The sequence below is a fragment of the Leifsonia sp. NCR5 genome, from assembly GCF_002105485.1.
GTDB lineage: Bacteria > Actinomycetota > Actinomycetes > Actinomycetales > Microbacteriaceae > Leifsonia.
On sequence record NZ_NCSR01000002.1, the window covers coordinates 129,767 to 145,617 of the forward strand.

The following is a 15,851-nucleotide window of genomic DNA, read 5'->3' on the forward strand; positions in this document are numbered from 1 at the left end:
TAACTGTGCCGATTTCACCCGATTTCGGCGAAGTTACCGGCTTTTCGTCGTCGCGGGCACGATCACCAGGTCGAGGTAGGCACGCAGTGCGGCCGCCGCATCGATCCGCTCCGGCGTGTACAGCCACTGCAACTGGATGCCCTCCCACAGCGCGATCACGGACGCCGCGGCGAGCGCCGGGTCGACGCCGTCGCGCAGCCGCCCGTCGGCGCGGAGCGCGGCGAACTCGGCCTCGTACTCCGTGCGGAGCGCGTCGTAGCGTCCGAGGAAGTATTCGCGGCCGGGGTGGTCGGCGGTGACCGCCTCGGCGGAGAGCACGCTGTAGAGCGCGATCAGCCCCGGGATGCGTTCGTTGGCCGCCGCCTGCGCGACGATGTGCGTCTCGAACGGCTCGTCGTGCGCCCTGCTCGCCTCCCCGGCTCCGAGTTCGTCGCGGAGTTCGAGCACGGCCAGCAGCACGTCCTCCTTGCCGGAGAAGTAGTGCTGCAGGTTGGAGAGGCTGATCCCGGCCGCCGTCGCGATCTCGCGCAGGGAGCTGGCGTGGTAGCCGCGCGTGGCGAACACGCGGTACGCCTCTTCGACGATCTGGCGGCGGCGCGCTGCGCTCTTCGCGTACGGCCCACGGCGTCGGGGGCGGGAGGTCTGGATGTCCACGAAACCAAATTAGGTCACCCGAGCTAGTTTTGTATATGGTCGGCATACACGTTTCCACTCACGACGAAGTGAAGGACATGACGCAACTCACACGACGAAGTCTCCTCACCCTCGGAGCCGCGGCGGGAGCCACGGCCCTTCTCGCCGGGTGCAGCACCCCCGGCACCACTTCGGTCAACAGCAGGCCGCTCGTGCAGCCGGCAGCGGCCGGCGAGAAGATCACGCTCACGTACTGGGCCTGGCTGAAAGACCTGCAGAGGGTCGCGGACGTGTGGAACGCCACGCATCCGGATGTGCAGGTCGAGGCCGTCTGGATCCCCGGCGGCAACTCGGGCGGATACCAGAAGCTGTACTCGGCGCTGGCCGCGGGAGGCGGTCCAGACCTCGCCCAGGTGGAGCTGCGCTCCGTTCCGGAGTTCATGCTCGTCAACGGGCTGGTCGACCTGGCCAGGTACGGCGCGAACGACTACGCCAACCGCTACGACCCCACGCTGTGGAAGCAGGTCAGCTACGTGGACGGCGTCTACGCCATCCCGCAGGACTCCGGGCCGATGGCCTTCTACTACCGTCCAGACCTGTTCGAGAAGATCGGCGCCTCCGCCCCCGCCACCTGGGACGAGTGGATGCGCACCGGAGCGGAACTCCGCAAGGCCGGCTCCTGGATCGACACCTTCAACTACGCGGACCCGTCCTGGTTCGCCGCGGTCGCCGGGCAGGCCGGCGCATCCTGGTTCGCCGTCGACGGCGACCGCTGGACCATCGACATGACCGACGACGCGACGCTCACCGCCGCCCGCTTCTTCGACACGGCGATCGACGACGGCGTCATCCAGACCGCATACGGCGCGTACACGACGCCGTGGTTCGCCGCCGCCGCCTCGAACACCATCGCCGGGCTGACCAGCGCGAGCTGGGGCGACGCGCTCCTCGAAGGCGTCTCCGGCGGGGAGGGCAAGTGGCGGGTCGCGCCGATGGCCCGCTGGGGCTCCGGCGACGCGGTCGGCTACGGGTCCAGCTACCTCGGAGGGTCGACCGCCGCGGTGCTCGCGAACAGCAAGCATCCCAAGGAGGCGCTCGAGTTCGCCGTGTGGATGACCACGAGCCACGAGGGCATCGACGCGATGATCGCCAACAGCGGCATCGGCTGGTCGCCGTCCGCCGACTACATCGGGGCGAGCAGGCAGAAGCCGTCGAAGTTCTTCGGAGGACAGAACTACAACGAGGAGGTCTTCCTCCCCGCCTCCCGCCAGCAGAACCAGGACTGGTCGTGGTGGCCGATCACGCAGCAGTCGTTCAACATCCTCGCCGACGGCTTCCGGAAGAAGGCGTCAGGGCTGTCCCTCGTGGATGCGATCGCGCAGAGCGAGAAGAACATCATCACCGCGTTCCGCAACAAGGGGCTCAGCATCGAGAAGGTGAACTCGTGAAGGGCGTCCGCACCGCGTGGGCGCCGTGGGTGCTGCTCGCGCCGTTCCTCGCGCTGTTCCTGCTCACGTTCATCCTGCCGATCGTCGTCGCGGTCGGCAGCAGCTTCACCAAGGTGACCAGGCAGGGCGTGTTCGGCGAGAAGGGCGTGACGAGCGAGTTCGCCTGGTTCGCCAACTACGCGCAGGCTCTGTCGAACCCGAACTTCATCGCCTCCATCGGCCGGATGCTGCTGTTCGGCGTCGTGCAGGTCACGTTCATGATCGCGCTCTGCACGGTGCTCGCCCTGCTGCTGGAGTCGGCGTCGGCGCGCTGGCCAGGGATGTTCCGGGCGGTGTACTTCCTGCCGTACGGCATCCCGGGGGTCGTGGCGACCATCCTGTGGTCGTTCCTGTACGTGCCTGGACTCAGCCCGCTGGTCGATCTGGCCGGTGCGTTCGGGCTCCAGGTCGATTTCCTCGGACCGGACACGGTGCTCTGGTCGATCGCGAACATCGTCACCTGGACGTACACCGGCTACAACATGATGATCATCATCGCGCAGCTGAAGTCGATCCCGACCGAGGTGTACGAGGCGGCGAAGGTGGACGGCGCGAGCCCGTGGCGGGTGGCCACGAGCATCCAGTTGCCGCTGATCAAGCCGGCGCTGATGCTGACCACGGTGTTCTCGATCATCGGCACCCTGCAGCTCTTCGCCGAGCCGCAGGTGCTGCAGACGGTCTCCCCCGCGATCGACAGCGAGTACACGCCCAACCTCAGCGCGTACACCACGGCGTTCGCGTACAACGACTACAACGTCGCCGCAGCGCAGGCGGTGCTCATCGCGCTGGTCGCGTTCCTGCTGTCGTTCGCGTTCCTCCGCCTCACGAGCAGCCGCGAGCCGAAGCCCGGCCGCGCATCGCAGCCCACCCTCGCATCGACCACCAGGAGGGCGAAATGACCGCCACAGAGACCCCGACCGGCAGCGTCGCCGCACCGGGCACCTCGTCGATCACCGCGCAGAAGGCGCACGGCACGGGACCGGACCGCTCCGCGGGACGCCGGCCGGGGATGCGCATCCTGGTCACGGGCATCCTGGTCGTCGTCGCCGTCTACTTCCTCGTGCCGGTCTACTGGGTGATCGTCGCGTCCACGAAGACCACGCAGGACCTCTTCGCCACCAACGGCTTCTGGTTCGCGCCGACCTTCGCGCTCTGGCACAACCTCGGGGAGGTGCTCAGCTACGACGGCGGCATCTTCGTGCGCTGGTTCGCGAACTCCGTCCTCTACGCCGGAGTGGGCGCCGTGCTCGCGACGTACTTCGCCGCCGCGGGAGGGTACGCGCTGTCGAAGTACGTCTTCCGCGGGCGCGGCCTGATCTTCGGGCTGGTGCTCGGCGGGGTGCTCGTGCCCGGCACGGCGACGGCGCTTCCGCTGTTCCTCCTGTTCAGCCAGCTCGGCATGGCGAACACGTACTGGTCGGTGCTGCTGCCCTCGCTCGTCTCACCGTTCGGCCTGTTCCTCTGCCGGATCTACGCAGACGCGACGGTCGACACGGCCCTCATCGAGGCGGCCAGGATCGACGGCGCGGGAGAGCTGCGCATCTTCCACACGGTCGGGCTCAGGATCATGGTGCCCGCGCTGGTGACCGTGTTCCTGTTCCAACTGGTCGGCATCTGGAACAACTACTTCCTGCCGCTCGTGATGCTCTCCGACAACACGCTCTACCCGATCACCCTCGGCCTGAACAACTGGCGCAGCCAGACCGACCGGCTGCCCGAGTTCTACGAGCTGACCACCGGCGGCGTGCTGCTGTCGATCATCCCCCTCGCCATCGCCATGATCGTGCTGCAGCGGTTCTGGCGCGGCGGTCTCACCGAAGGAGCAGTGAAGTAGTGCTGACACCCGCCTACCTGTCCGACACCGCGCCCGGACGCGGCGCACGAAGCGCCCCGCGGTCCTGGCTGCACACCGACGCGCCGTCGCTCTCGCTGAACGGCGACTGGGCGTTCCGGCTCTCCCCCACCGCCGCCGTGCAGGACGACGTCGCGGCGACCGACTACGACGACTCCGGATGGGCGCAGCTCCCCGTCCCCTCGCACTGGGTGCTGCACGGAGACGGCGCATACGGACGACCGATCTACACGAACGTGCAGTATCCGTTCCCGATCGACCCTCCGCATGTCCCCGACGAAAACCCGACCGGCGACCACCGGCGGCGCTTCACCCTGCCCGACGACTTCGACGGGGCGGAGCGGGTGCTGCTGCGGTTCGACGGGGTCGAGTCGCTCTACCGCGTCTGGCTGAACGGCGAAGAGGTCGGCATCGGCACGGGATCGCGGCTGGCGCAGGAGTTCGACGTGACCGGCGTCGTGCGTCCCGGAGAGAACGTGATCGTGGTGCGGGTGCACCAGTGGTCGGCCGCCAGCTATCTGGAGGACCAGGACCAGTGGTGGCTGCCCGGCATCTTCCGCGACGTCACCCTGCTCGCGCGCCCGGCCGGCGGGATCGACGACGTGTGGCTGCGCACCGGGTTCCTCGACGGCGCCGGCACCCTGGACGTGGAGTTGACCGCGGCGGCGTCCGCGTACCCGGTGACCGTGCGCATCCCGGAGCTGGGGCTGGAGCAGACCTGGCGGAGCGCGGCGGACGTCACGACGCTGACCCTGGATGCGGTCGAACCGTGGACGGCGGAGACGCCGCGCCTCTACGACGTCACCGTGTCGAACGCGGCGGAGTCGATCGCGCTGCGCACCGGTTTCCGCACGGTCAGGATCGTCGGGGACCGCTTCCTCGTGAACGGCCGCCGCGTGGTCTTCCACGGCATGAACCGGCACGAGACGCATCCGGTGCGCGGCCGGGTGTTCGACGAGGAGCACGCCCGCGCCGACCTGGCCAGGATGAAGCGGTACAACGTCAACGCCATCCGCACCAGCCACTACCCGCCGCACCCCCGTCTGCTCGACCTCGCCGACGAGCTCGGCTTCTGGGTGATCGACGAGTGCGACCTGGAGACCCATGGCTTCGAGGCATCCGGTGCCGAGCACGGCGGCTGGGTCGGCAACCCGAGCGACGACCCGCGCTGGCGCGACGCATACCTCGACCGCATCCGGCGAACGGTCGAACGCGACAAGAACCATCCGAGCATCGTCATCTGGTCCCTCGGCAACGAGTCGGGCACCGGCGCGAACCTGGCGGCCAACGCCGCCTGGGTGCACGACCGCGATCCCGGGCGTCCCGTGCACTATGAGGGCGACTACACCGGGGAGTACACCGACGTGTACTCGCGCATGTACTCCTCCGTGCGCGAGACGGCGGAGATCGGCACGGACGGGTCCCGCTACCCCCTGCTCGGCACAACGCCCGGCCAGGGCGCCCGACAGCGGACGAAGCCGTTCCTGCTCTGCGAGTACGCCCACGCGATGGGCAACGGCCCGGGGGCACTGGATGCGTACGAGCGGCTGGTGCACGAGCATCCTCGCCTGCACGGCGGCTTCGTCTGGGAGTGGCGCGACCACGGCATCCTGACCGAGACGGACGACGGAACCCCGTTCTACGCGTACGGCGGGGACTTCGGCGAGGTGGTGCACGACGGCAACTTCGTGATGGACGGGATGATCCTGAGCGACGACACCCCGACGCCCGGCCTCGCCGAGTACAAGGCGGTCGTGCAGCCGATCCGCTTCGAGGTCGGAGACGGGACGGTGACGCTCACCAACCTGCGCCACACGGCAGACACCTCCGACCTGTCGTTCCGCTGGCGGGTCGAGCACAACGGGCGCCGGGTGGCGCGCGGCGAGCTGCCGGTGGATGCGCTGGCGGCCGGGGAGTCCGTGACGGTGCCGCTGCCGGCGGTGGAGGTCGCCGACGACGCGGAGACCTGGCTGACCATCGACGCCGTGTTGCAGGCCGCGACGCCGTGGTCGGAGGCCGGGCACGTGGTCGCGAGCGGTCAGGTGGACAGGAGCGCTCGCATCCCGAGCGTCGGCGCGCGTCCCGTGGCACCGGCTCTCGTCGCCGGGGTTCCCGCACGGCTGACGCTCGGCCCGGCCGAGTTCGAGGACGGAGCCCTGGTGCGCCTGAACGGGCGCGAGGTGGCCGGTCCGCGCCTGGAACTGTGGCGCGCCCCGACGGACAACGACGAAGGCGCATCCCGTGCGGAGCCCGGCGAGGACGACGCGAGCGTCCCCGGGGTGTCGAGTGCTGCGCTCTGGCGGGCGGCGGGGCTCGACCGGCTGACGCACAGGATCGTCTCCATCGAGCACGCTGAAGACGCCCTCCTGGTGCGCACGCGCGTGTCCGCCGCCAACTCGCCAGCAGCCGTGTGGGTGGATGCGCTCTGGACGCTCGACGCCGACGGCACGCTCACTCTGCGCACCGAGATCGTGCCGTCCACCGGCTGGGACACCGTCTGGCCGCGCATCGGCCTGCGCTTCGACCTGCCGGACGGCGACGCGCCGGTCGACCGCGCCGAGTGGTTCGGCCGCGGCCCGCTCGAGGCGTACCCGGACAGCATGACGGCCGCGCAGGTCGGTCGATACGGCGCGACCGTGGACGAGCTGAACGTCGCGTACGCCCGCCCGCAGGAGACGGGCCACCGGGCCGACGTGCGCACCCTCACGCTCGGAACGGACGGTGCGGACGCCCTGCGCATCACGCTGGTGCCGGATACGGCAGGCCGCCGCCCCGGCTTCAGCCTCAGCAGGCACACGCCGCAGCAGGTGGATGCGGCCGGTCACCCGCACGAGCTGCCGCGCAGCGCGACGACCCACCTGTTCGTCGACGCCGCCCAGCACGGGCTCGGCTCGCGGGCCTGCGGGCCGGACGTCGCCGCCGAGCACGCGCTGCGCCCGCAGGCGAGGACGATCACGCTGCGGTTCGGCTGAGCCGGCCCGCCGAGAACGACCGAGGCCCCGGATCGCGCGCTGGGATCCGGGGCCTCGGTCGTGAGGGTGCCCGCTAGCGGTTGAGCGGCGTCATGTCCGCATACCGGTCCCCCACCGCGGGAGCGACGGCGGCGAGGCGTTCCAGCTGCTCCGGCGACAACTCCAGCTGGTCGGCGGCGACGTTCTGCTCCAGGTTCTCCACGCGGCGGGTGCCGGGGATGGGGGCGATGTCGTCGCCCTGGGCCAGCAGCCAGGCGAGCGCCACCTGGCCGGGAGTCGCCCCGACCTCGCGGGCCACAGCATCCACCTGCTCGACGATCCGGATGTTCGCCTCCAGGTTGTCGCCCTCGAACCGCGGGTTGAAGCGGCGGAAGTCGTCAGGCGCCAGCTCGTCGAGCGTGCGGATCGTGCCGGTGAGGAAGCCGCGGCCGAGCGGCGAATACGGCACGAACCCGATGCCGAGCTCGCGGACCGTCGGCAGGATCTCGGCCTCCGGGTCGCGCGACCAGAGCGAGTACTCGGTCTGGATCGCCGTCACCGGGTGCACGGCGTTGGCGCGACGGATCGTCTCCGGTGCGGCCTCCGAGAGGCCGTAGTGCCCGATCTTGCCCTCGTCGATCAGCTCGGCGAGCGCCCCGACCGTGTCCTCGATGGGTGTGTCCGGGTCCATCCTGTGCTGGTAGTAGAGGTCGATGTGGTCGGTCTGCAGGCGGCGCAGCGACCCCTCGACCGAGAGACGCACGTTCTCCGGCGACCCGTCCAGACCGCGCTCGTCGTTGGTCCTGTGCAGGATCGTGCCGAACTTGGTGGCGATGACCACCTGTTCGCGCTTGCCGGCGAACGCCCGGGCGAGCAGTTCCTCGTTGGCGTACGGGCCGTAGATCTCTGCGGTGTCGAAGAACGTCACCCCGAGGTCGATGGCGCGGTGGATGGTGCGGATCGAGCCGGCGTCGTCGTCTCCTGCGCCGGTGTAGAACGCGGACATGCCCATGCAGCCGAGTCCGAGACGCGAGACTTCGAGCTTCTGCGTGCCCAGTGTGATCTTCTTCATGCGGTTACCTTCTCCTGATAGAGACCGATCTTGTGGTCGATGGCGGCGAGACTGGCCGTGACCTCCTCCAGCTGCCTGGACACGTTCATCCGGTGCACGAGCAGCAGTTCCAGCCGCTCGGCGGTGGTGTCGTCGCCGCGACGTGCGAGCTCGGTGTACTCGCGCATCCGGGCGATCGGCATGGCGGTGAGGCGCAGCTTGGTGAGGAACACGACCCAGTTGACGTCGGCCTCGGTGTACCGGCGGTGCGTGGACGACGCGCGCCCGACAGGCGCGAGCATCAGTCCCTCCCGCTCGTAGTAGCGGAGCGTGTGGGTCGTCAGGCCCGTGCGCTCCGCGACCTCGGAGATCGAGAGTTCCGTCGCTGTATCGGTCATGGTTGCCACGATAAGACTTCGAGTGCACTTCAAGTCAATTCCACTGTCGGATGCTCCTGCTAGCTTCACAGCATGGCTCTCACGAAGTACTACGTCGCGTCCTCCATCGACGGATTCATCGCAGACACCGACGACAGGATCGACTGGCTCCTGCAGTTCGGGTTCGAGGAGTTCGACGAGCACTATCAGCGCTTCATCTCCGGCATCGGAGCCATCGTGATGGGAGCGGCCACCTACGAGTTCCTGCTTGCCGACGACACCACGGAATGGCCGTACGCCGGCCTCCCCACCTGGGTGGTCACGCACCGCGTGCTTCCGCCGATCGCCGGCGCGGACATCACCTTCTTCGAGGGCGACCTCGCCGCACTGGATGCCGAACTGCGCGAAGCGTCGGGCGACCGCGACGTATGGGTGGTCGGCGGCGGGCAGATCGCCGCGCAGTTCGCCGACGCCGGCCTGCTCGACGAACTGCACATCACCTACGTGCCGGTGCTCGTCGGCTCTGGTAAGCCGCTGCTGCCCGTCACCCAGGCGAGCAGCCCGCTGGCGCTCGTCGGCACCACGGCGTTCCCGAGCGGCGCGGTGGAGCACGTGTACCGCGTCGGCTGACAGTAGTTAAGCGGCGCCGCTACGCGGCTCTGCCTCTACCGCCGCTACGCGTCGAGGTGCCGCTCGCTCAGTTCGTCCGCGGGCAGCGGGCGAGCGATCGGGATGCGGCTGCCGAGTACCTGCGCGACCAGGTCGCGGGCGATCTTCTGCGCGGTGAGCCCGGCGTCGTCGAGGATCTGCTCGCGCGTCGCGTGGTCGATGAACTCGTCCGGCAGGCCCAGCTCGTCGACCGCGGTGTCGATGCCCGCCTCGCGCAGGCTCTGCCGCACGCGCGTGCCGATGCCGCCCACGCGGATCCCGTCCTCGATGGTCACCACGATGCGGTGCTCCGCCGCCAGGTCCAGGATGCTCGTGGCCACCGGGACCACCCAGCGCGGGTCGACGACGGTCGCCCCGATGCCCTGCGCGGCCAGGCCGTCCGCCACCTTGAGCCCCAGGTCGGCCATTGGGCCGACGGTCACGATCAGCACGTCCTTGCGGTCGGACTCGTGCAGCACATCCACGCCGTCGTCGGTGCGCCGGACGGCGTCGATGTCCGCCCCGACCGAACCCTTTGGGAAGCGCAGGACCGTCGGAGCGTCCTGCACGGCGACGGCCTCGGCCAGCTCCTCGCGGAAGCGGGCGCCGTCGCGCGGGGCGGCGAGCCGGATGCCGGGCACCACCTGCAGGATCGCGAGGTCCCAGATGCCGTGGTGGCTCGGGCCGTCCGGTCCCGTGACGCCCGCCCGGTCGAGCACGAACGTCACGCCCGCCTTGTGCAGGGCGACATCCATGAGCACCTGGTCGAAGGCGCGGTTGATGAACGTGGCGTAGATGGCGACGACGGGATGCAGTCCCCCGAACGCGAGGCCGGCCGCGCTCGTCGCGGCGTGCTGCTCGGCGATGCCGACGTCGTGCACCCGCTCCGGGAAGCGCTCGGCGAACTTGTGCAGCCCGGTCGGGCGCAGCATCGCCGCGGTGATGCCGACGATCTTCTCGTCCTTCTCGGCCAGCCGCACGATCTCGTCGGAGAACACGCTGGTCCAGGACGGCTTGCTCGAGCTCTCGATCGGCTCGCCGGTCTCCGGGTCGATCTGGCCGACCGCGTGGAACTGGTCGGCCGCATCCCGGAGCGCGGGCTCGTAGCCGCGGCCCTTCTGCGTGATGGCGTGGACGATGACCGGGGCGCCGTAGTTCTTCGCCTGGCGCAGCGCCTCCTCCATCGCCTCGATGTCGTGGCCGTGGATCGGCCCGATGTACTTGATGTCGAGGTTGGAGTAGAGCGCCTCGTTGTTCGAGAACCTGCTGAGGAAGCCGTGCAGTCCCCCGCGGATGCCGCGGTAGAACGACTGGCCGGGTCCGCCCAGCTTGTCGAACGCCTTGCGGCTCGACAGGTAGAGGTTGCGGTAGCTGCGGCGGGTGCGCACGGTGTTGAGGAAGCGGGCCATGCCGCCGATGGTCGGCGCGTACGAGCGGCCATTGTCGTTGACGACGATGATGAGTCTGCGGGTGTTGTCGTCGCTGATGTTGTTCAGCGCCTCCCAGGTCATACCGCCGGTGAGGGCGCCGTCGCCCACCATCGCAATGACGTGCCTGTCGTCCTGGCCGGTCATCGAGAACGCGCGCGAGATGCCGTCCGCCCACGACAGCGAGCTGGAGGCGTGGGAACTCTCGACGATGTCGTGCTCGGACTCGGACCGCTGTGGGTATCCGGCGAGCCCGCCGCGCTGGCGCAGCTGGGAGAAGTCCTGCCGCCCGGTGAGCAGCTTGTGCACGTACGACTGGTGTCCGGTGTCGAAGACGATGGCGTCGCGCGGTGAGTCGAAGACCCGGTGGATCGCGATGGTCGACTCGACGACTCCGAGGTTCGGCCCGAGGTGACCGCCCGTCTTCGCGACGTTCGCAACGAGGAACGCGCGGATCTCCACCGCCAACTGGACGAGCTCCTCTTCCGAGAGCCTGTCGAGATCGCGGGGACCGTGGATGGTCTCGAGGATGCTCATGGTTCGAGTCTAGGCGCGTGCAAATCGAAGGTCGCTCGGAATCGCCAGATCCACCCCATCGCACGCACGTCGATGTGCCTTTTGTACGCCTCGCCGAACACACTCAGAATGACGTTACGAACCAATCGTGAGGTGATGAGTGTGGAACAGAACAGCACGGCCGAACAGGACCAGATCGTCGTCGAGGTCTGGGCGGACCTCGGGTGTCCCTGGTGCTACGTCGGCAAGCATCGGCTCCAGCGCGCGATCGACGCCAGGCCGGATGCGGGACGATTCCAGCTGAAGATCCGCTCGTTCGAACTGAACCCGGACGCGCCGAAGGAGCCGGAGCCCATCGCCGCTGCGTTCATGCGCACGCACGGAGGCGACCCATCGGCCGTCCTCCAGGCGGAGGAGCGCATCCAGGGCATCGCGAACCGCGAAGGCCTGGGGTTCGACCTCGACAGGAAGAACGCCAACACGTTCGCCCTGCACCGCGTGATGCACTTCGCCGAGCAGTCCGGCCGGGGGCTCGAGTTCTTCTCCCAGCTCCAGGACCGGTTCTTCTCCGGCGAGATCGACCCGTACGACGCGGACACTGTCGTCGAAGTCGCGCGCTCCCTCGGCCTCGACGGCGACCGCGTGCGTGAGGTCCTCGCCGGCGACGAGTTCGCCGACGATGTCGTGGCCGACGTCTCCGAGGGCGCCGCGCTGGGCGCCCAGGGGGTGCCGTTCACGGTCTTCGGCCGCCGGATCGCGGCGTCGGGCGCTCAGTCCGTCGCCGTCTACGGTCAGGCTCTCGACCAGCTCACCGCGAGCGTGCAGGCACCGGCCGCATCGGGCTAGGCCTGGCGGACTTCTCCCTGCCGACGCCGGTCAGCTCGTGCGCGCGGCGGCTGGCGGCCACGTCCTCGTGGTGGGTGGCCGCCCAGCCGGCGAGGGTCATCACGGCCTCCAGCAGTGACCGGCCCAGGGGTGTCAGCTCGTACTCGACCCGCGGCGGGACCTCGGCGTATGCCGTGCGGGTGAGGAGCCCATCGCGTTCCAGAGCCTTCAACGTCACCGTGAGCATCCGCTGCGAGATGCCCGGGATGCTCGCCTGCAGATCGGAGTATCGCAGCGGACCGGAGCCCAGCGTGCTGATGATCAGGACCGTCCACTTCTCCCCGATCCGGTCGAGCACCTCACGGATGAAGGCGCTCTCCTCCGGCCAGGCCTGACAGGGCCCGCTGATCGTCCTTGCTCGTGCCATCCCACTGTCCTCCTCCGCGAACGCATGCAGTACATCCAGTCTGCTGCCGCACCACAAGTATGTAAGCCATCGAAAGGAACCAGAAATGCCCACCATCGCCATCGTCGGAGCCGGATCCGGTCTCGGACTGTCCATCGCCAGGGTCTTCGGAAGCCAGGGCTTCTCCGTGGCCCTCGTCTCCCGCACGCAAGCGAAGCTCGACGACCTCGCCGCCCAGCTGACCGCCGCCGGTATCGACGCGGCCGGCTTCGCCGCCGACGTCATGGACCCCGCCTCCGTCGCCGCAGCCTTCGGCCGCATCACGGAGCGCTTCGGCCCCGTCGACGTGCTCGAGTATTCGCCCGCCCCGCACAACCCCGTGCCCGGGCTGCGGAACGCGATCGCCCTCGAAGCCGACCGCGACAGCATCCAGCCGCAGCTCGACTACTACCTCTACGGCGGTATCGCGGCGACAGAGCAGGTTCTCCCCGGCATGATCGAGCGCGGCGCGGGGACCATCCTCTACACGACGGGAGGATCGTCCATGGACCCGCTGGCCGGACACGCCGACTTCGCCGCCACCGCCATCGGATCTGGCGCCCTGCGCACCTACGCACTCACTCTCCACCGGGCCACTGCCGGAACCGGCGTCTACGTCGCCCACGTGCCGATCTTCGCCTGGATCGGATCCGGCGGCCCGGAGACCCAGCCGGACACCATCGCCCAGCACTACTGGAACCTCCACACCACCCGCGACGGGGCGGAGCTGCCGTACGCCGCCGCGTAATCGCGCGACCACCCGAACGAAAAGGGCCGGTGACCATTCGGTCACCGGCCCTTCACTGCTGCACCGCCTAGACGAGGCTCCGCAGCACGTACTGCAGGATGCCGCCGTTGCGGTAGTAGTCCGCCTCACCCGGGGTGTCGATGCGCACCACGGCGTCGAACTCGATGGTCTGCTTGCCGGCGGGCGAGTCTGCACTCGGCTCCGCGACGACGTGGACCGTCTTCGGCGTCGTGCCCTGGTTCAGCTCCTCGAGCCCGGAGATCGAGACGATCTCGGTGCCGTCGAGGCCGAGCGACGCCCAGCTCTCTCCAGCGGGGAACTGCAGCGGTACGACGCCCATCCCGATCAGGTTCGACCGGTGGATGCGCTCGAAGCTCTCCGTGATGACCGCGCGGACGCCGAGGAGGCTGGTGCCCTTCGCCGCCCAGTCGCGGGACGAACCGGAGCCGTACTCCTTGCCGCCGAAGATGACCAGCGGGGTGCCCTGCGCCTGGTAGTTCTGCGACGCGTCGTAGATGAACGACTGCGGGCCGCCCTCCTGCGTGAAGTCGCGGGTGTATCCACCCTCGACGCCGTCGAGCAGCTGGTTCTTCAGGCGGATGTTCGCGAACGTTCCACGGATCATCACCTCGTGGTTGCCTCGGCGCGAGCCGTAGGAGTTGAAGTCCTTGCGCTCGATGCCGTGCTCGTCGAGGTAGCGTCCGGCGGGGCTGTCCGCCTTGATGTTGCCGGCCGGGCTGATGTGGTCGGTGGTGACGGAGTCGCCGAGCTTCGCCAGGACGCGAGCGCCGGCGATGTCGGTGACCGGGGTGGTCTCCAGCGTCATGCCGTCGAAGTACGGGGGCTTCCGCACGTACGTGGACTTCTCATCCCATTCGAACACCGAACCGGTCGGGGTCGGCAGCGACTTCCAGCGTTCGTCGCCCTCGAACACGCTCGCGTACTCGTGGGTGAACATGCCCTCGTTGATCGACGAGTCGATGGTCTCCTGCACCTCTGCGGCGTCCGGCCAGATGTCCTTGAGGAACACGTCGTTGCCGTCCGCGTCCGTGCCGAGCGCATCCACCTCGAAGTCGAAGTTCATCGAACCGGCGAGCGCGTACGCGATGACCAGCGGCGGGCTCGCCAGATAGTTCATCTTCACGTCGGGGTTGATGCGGCCCTCGAAGTTGCGGTTGCCCGACAGGACCGCCGTGACGGCGAGGTCGTTGTCGTTGACCGCCTGCGAGATCTCGTCGATCAGCGGGCCGGAGTTTCCGATGCAGGTGGTGCAGCCGTAGCCGACCGTGTAGAAGCCCAGCTCCTCGAGGTAGCTGGTGAGACCGGCCTTCTCGTAGTAGTCGGTGACGACCTTGGATCCGGGAGCCAGCGTGGTCTTGACCCACGGCTTGGCCTTCAGGCCCTTCTTGGCCGCGTTGCGGGCGAGCAGGCCGGCCGCGAGCATGACGGACGGGTTCGACGTGTTCGTGCAGGAGGTGATCGCCGCGATGGCGACCGCTCCGTGGTCGATCGTGAACTCCGCGCCGTTCTCGGCCAGCGTGACCGGCGTCGGGTTGGACGCGGCCTTGGGAGCGTGGCTGTGGTGGTGGTGCTCGTGGGTGCTCCGCGAGTCCTCCGGGCTCAGCTCGCCGGGGTCGGAGGCGGGGAACGACTCCGAGATGGTCAGGTCGACGATGTCGTGCGAGATCTCGGCGTAGTCGACGAGGTCCTTCTCGAACTGCGCCTTGGCGCCGCTCAGCTCGATGCGGTCCTGCGGGCGCTTCGGTCCGGCAATCGACGGGACGACCGTCGACAGGTCGAGCTCGAGGTACTCGCTGAAGACCGGCTCGACGGAGGCGTCGTGCCACAGCGTCTGCAGCTTCGAGTACTCCTCGACCAGCTTGATCTGCTCCTCGCTGCGGCCGGTGAGGCGCAGGTAGTCGAGGGTCACGTCGTCGATCGGGAACATGGCGGCGGTCGAGCCGAACTCCGGGCTCATGTTTCCGATGGTCGCGCGGTTCGCCAGCGGGACCTCGGCGACGCCCGCTCCGTAGAACTCGACGAACTTGCCGACGACGCCGTGCTTGCGCAGCATCTGCGTGATGGTGAGCACCACGTCCGTCGCGGTCACACCGGTCGGGATGGCGCCGGTCAGCTTGAAGCCGACCACCTTGGGGATGAGCATGGAGACGGGCTGGCCGAGCATGGCCGCCTCGGCCTCGATGCCGCCGACGCCCCAGCCGAGCACGCCGAGGCCGTTGACCATCGTGGTGTGCGAGTCCGTGCCGACGCAGGTGTCCGGGTACGCCAGGAGCTCGCCGCCGACCTCGCGGGTCATGGTGACGCGCGCCAGGTACTCGATGTTGACCTGGTGCACGATGCCGGTTCCCGGCGGGACGACCTTGAAGTCGTCGAACGCGGTCTGGCCCCAGCGGAGGAACTGGTAGCGCTCCCCGTTGCGCTCGTACTCGATGTCGGTGTTGCGCTCCAGCGCGTTCTCCGTGCCGAACAGGTCGGCGATCACCGAGTGGTCGATGACCATCTCGGCCGGAGCGAGCGGGTTGATCTTCTTGGGGTCTCCGCCGAGCGCGGAGACGGCCTCACGCATGGTGGCGAGGTCGACGATGCAGGGGACGCCGGTGAAGTCCTGCATGATCACGCGCGCCGGCGTGAACTGGATCTCGGTGTCCGGCTCCGCTGCCGGGTCCCAGCCCGCGAGGGCCTGGATGTGGTCGGCGGTGATGTTCGCGCCGTCCTCCGTGCGCAGCAGGTTCTCCAGGAGAACCTTGAGGCTGAACGGAAGTCTCTTGTATCCGTCGACCTTGTCGATCCGGAATACCTGGTAGTCGGTCGACCCGACCGTCAGGGTGTCTTTTGCACCGAAGCTGTTTACCGCAGACACGTTGCCCTCT

13 protein-coding genes are annotated in these 15,851 nt (G+C 68.8%); 7 read left to right on the top strand and 6 right to left on the bottom strand.

The window, feature by feature from the left end; all coding sequences use genetic code 11:
* Window positions 1-33 precede the first annotated feature (33 nt).
* On the bottom strand, window positions 34-654 hold the full coding sequence (locus B7438_RS02655) for a TetR/AcrR family transcriptional regulator (protein ID WP_085367795.1): 621 nt from the start codon (window positions 652-654) through the stop codon (window positions 34-36).
* Between the two features lie 77 nt (window positions 655-731).
* Between B7438_RS02655 and B7438_RS02660 the strand changes: the two genes are divergently transcribed.
* The 4 genes from B7438_RS02660 to B7438_RS02675 are packed head-to-tail and all read left to right on the top strand — an operon-like array spanning window position 732 to window position 6,944.
* Window positions 732-2,081: an extracellular solute-binding protein gene (locus tag B7438_RS02660; RefSeq protein ID WP_085367796.1), complete on the top strand. Its 1,350-nt coding sequence runs from the start codon at window positions 732-734 to the stop codon at window positions 2,079-2,081.
* Complete coding sequence (locus tag B7438_RS02665) at window positions 2,078-3,019, top strand: carbohydrate ABC transporter permease (RefSeq protein ID WP_085367797.1); 942 nt, start codon at window positions 2,078-2,080, stop codon at window positions 3,017-3,019. Before B7438_RS02660 ends, B7438_RS02665 begins: the two co-directional genes overlap by 4 nt.
* A complete protein-coding gene (locus B7438_RS02670; RefSeq protein ID WP_085367798.1) occupies window positions 3,016-3,954 on the top strand; it encodes a carbohydrate ABC transporter permease in 939 nt (312 codons plus the stop codon). Before B7438_RS02665 ends, B7438_RS02670 begins: the two co-directional genes overlap by 4 nt.
* Before the next feature lie 2 nt (window positions 3,955-3,956).
* Complete coding sequence (locus tag B7438_RS02675; protein WP_218775127.1) at window positions 3,957-6,944, top strand: glycoside hydrolase family 2 TIM barrel-domain containing protein; 2,988 nt, start codon at window positions 3,957-3,959, stop codon at window positions 6,942-6,944.
* Window positions 6,945-7,017: 73 nt separating this feature from the next.
* Here B7438_RS02675 and B7438_RS02680 read toward each other — a convergent pair whose 3' ends face one another.
* Both B7438_RS02680 and B7438_RS02685 read right to left on the bottom strand, forming a co-directional pair.
* The gene (locus B7438_RS02680) at window positions 7,018-7,995 is read right to left on the bottom strand and encodes an aldo/keto reductase (protein ID WP_085367799.1); all 978 of its coding nucleotides are present in this window, start codon (window positions 7,993-7,995) and stop codon (window positions 7,018-7,020) included.
* Entirely contained in the window at window positions 7,992-8,372 is a 381-nt protein-coding gene (locus tag B7438_RS02685) for a MerR family transcriptional regulator (protein WP_085367800.1), read from the bottom strand. The genes B7438_RS02680 and B7438_RS02685 overlap by 4 nt, the downstream gene beginning before the upstream one ends.
* A 72-nt stretch (window positions 8,373-8,444) precedes the next feature.
* On the opposite strand from B7438_RS02685, the gene B7438_RS02690 reads away from it, so the two are divergent.
* A complete protein-coding gene (locus B7438_RS02690; RefSeq protein ID WP_085367802.1) occupies window positions 8,445-8,981 on the top strand; it encodes a dihydrofolate reductase family protein in 537 nt (178 codons plus the stop codon).
* A 44-nt stretch (window positions 8,982-9,025) separates the two neighbouring features.
* Here B7438_RS02690 and dxs read toward each other — a convergent pair whose 3' ends face one another.
* Window positions 9,026-10,963: a 1-deoxy-D-xylulose-5-phosphate synthase gene (gene dxs / locus B7438_RS02695; protein WP_085367804.1), complete on the bottom strand. Its 1,938-nt coding sequence runs from the start codon at window positions 10,961-10,963 to the stop codon at window positions 9,026-9,028.
* A 135-nt stretch (window positions 10,964-11,098) separates the two neighbouring features.
* On the opposite strand from dxs, the gene B7438_RS02700 reads away from it, so the two are divergent.
* Window positions 11,099-11,788, top strand: a complete 690-nt coding sequence (locus B7438_RS02700) for a DsbA family oxidoreductase (RefSeq protein WP_143465552.1) — start codon at window positions 11,099-11,101, stop codon at window positions 11,786-11,788.
* Here B7438_RS02700 and B7438_RS02705 read toward each other — a convergent pair.
* A complete protein-coding gene (locus B7438_RS02705; protein ID WP_085367807.1) occupies window positions 11,751-12,194 on the bottom strand; it encodes a helix-turn-helix domain-containing protein in 444 nt (147 codons plus the stop codon). The genes B7438_RS02700 and B7438_RS02705 overlap by 38 nt on opposite strands.
* Window positions 12,195-12,279: 85 nt before the next feature.
* Here B7438_RS02705 and B7438_RS02710 point away from each other — a divergent pair, with 85 nt between their 5' ends.
* Window positions 12,280-12,960 (top strand): SDR family NAD(P)-dependent oxidoreductase, encoded by a 681-nt coding sequence (locus B7438_RS02710; protein WP_085367809.1) that lies wholly within the window; start codon window positions 12,280-12,282, stop codon window positions 12,958-12,960.
* Window positions 12,961-13,027: 67 nt separating this feature from the next.
* On the opposite strand, the gene acnA is transcribed toward B7438_RS02710, so the two are convergent.
* Window positions 13,028-15,841: an aconitate hydratase AcnA gene (gene acnA / locus B7438_RS02715; RefSeq protein WP_085367811.1), complete on the bottom strand. Its 2,814-nt coding sequence runs from the start codon at window positions 15,839-15,841 to the stop codon at window positions 13,028-13,030.
* Window positions 15,842-15,851: the final 10 nt, after the last annotated feature.

Excerpts from the sequence above, each read along its gene's own strand:
- B7438_RS02660 (WP_085367796.1), top strand. The coding sequence starts at position 732 with ATGACGCAACTCACACGACGAAGTCTCCTCACCCTCGGAGCCGCGGCG.
- B7438_RS02670 (WP_085367798.1), top strand. The coding sequence starts at position 3,016 with ATGACCGCCACAGAGACCCCGACCGGCAGCGTCGCCGCACCGGGCACC.
- B7438_RS02680 (WP_085367799.1), bottom strand. The coding sequence starts at position 7,995 with ATGAAGAAGATCACACTGGGCACGCAGAAGCTCGAAGTCTCGCGTCTC.
- B7438_RS02685 (WP_085367800.1), bottom strand. The coding sequence starts at position 8,372 with ATGACCGATACAGCGACGGAACTCTCGATCTCCGAGGTCGCGGAGCGC.
- B7438_RS02690 (WP_085367802.1), top strand. The coding sequence starts at position 8,445 with ATGGCTCTCACGAAGTACTACGTCGCGTCCTCCATCGACGGATTCATC.
- dxs (WP_085367804.1), bottom strand. The coding sequence starts at position 10,963 with ATGAGCATCCTCGAGACCATCCACGGTCCCCGCGATCTCGACAGGCTC.
- B7438_RS02700 (WP_143465552.1), top strand. The coding sequence starts at position 11,099 with ATGAGTGTGGAACAGAACAGCACGGCCGAACAGGACCAGATCGTCGTC.
- B7438_RS02705 (WP_085367807.1), bottom strand. The coding sequence starts at position 12,194 with ATGGCACGAGCAAGGACGATCAGCGGGCCCTGTCAGGCCTGGCCGGAG.
- B7438_RS02710 (WP_085367809.1), top strand. The coding sequence starts at position 12,280 with ATGCCCACCATCGCCATCGTCGGAGCCGGATCCGGTCTCGGACTGTCC.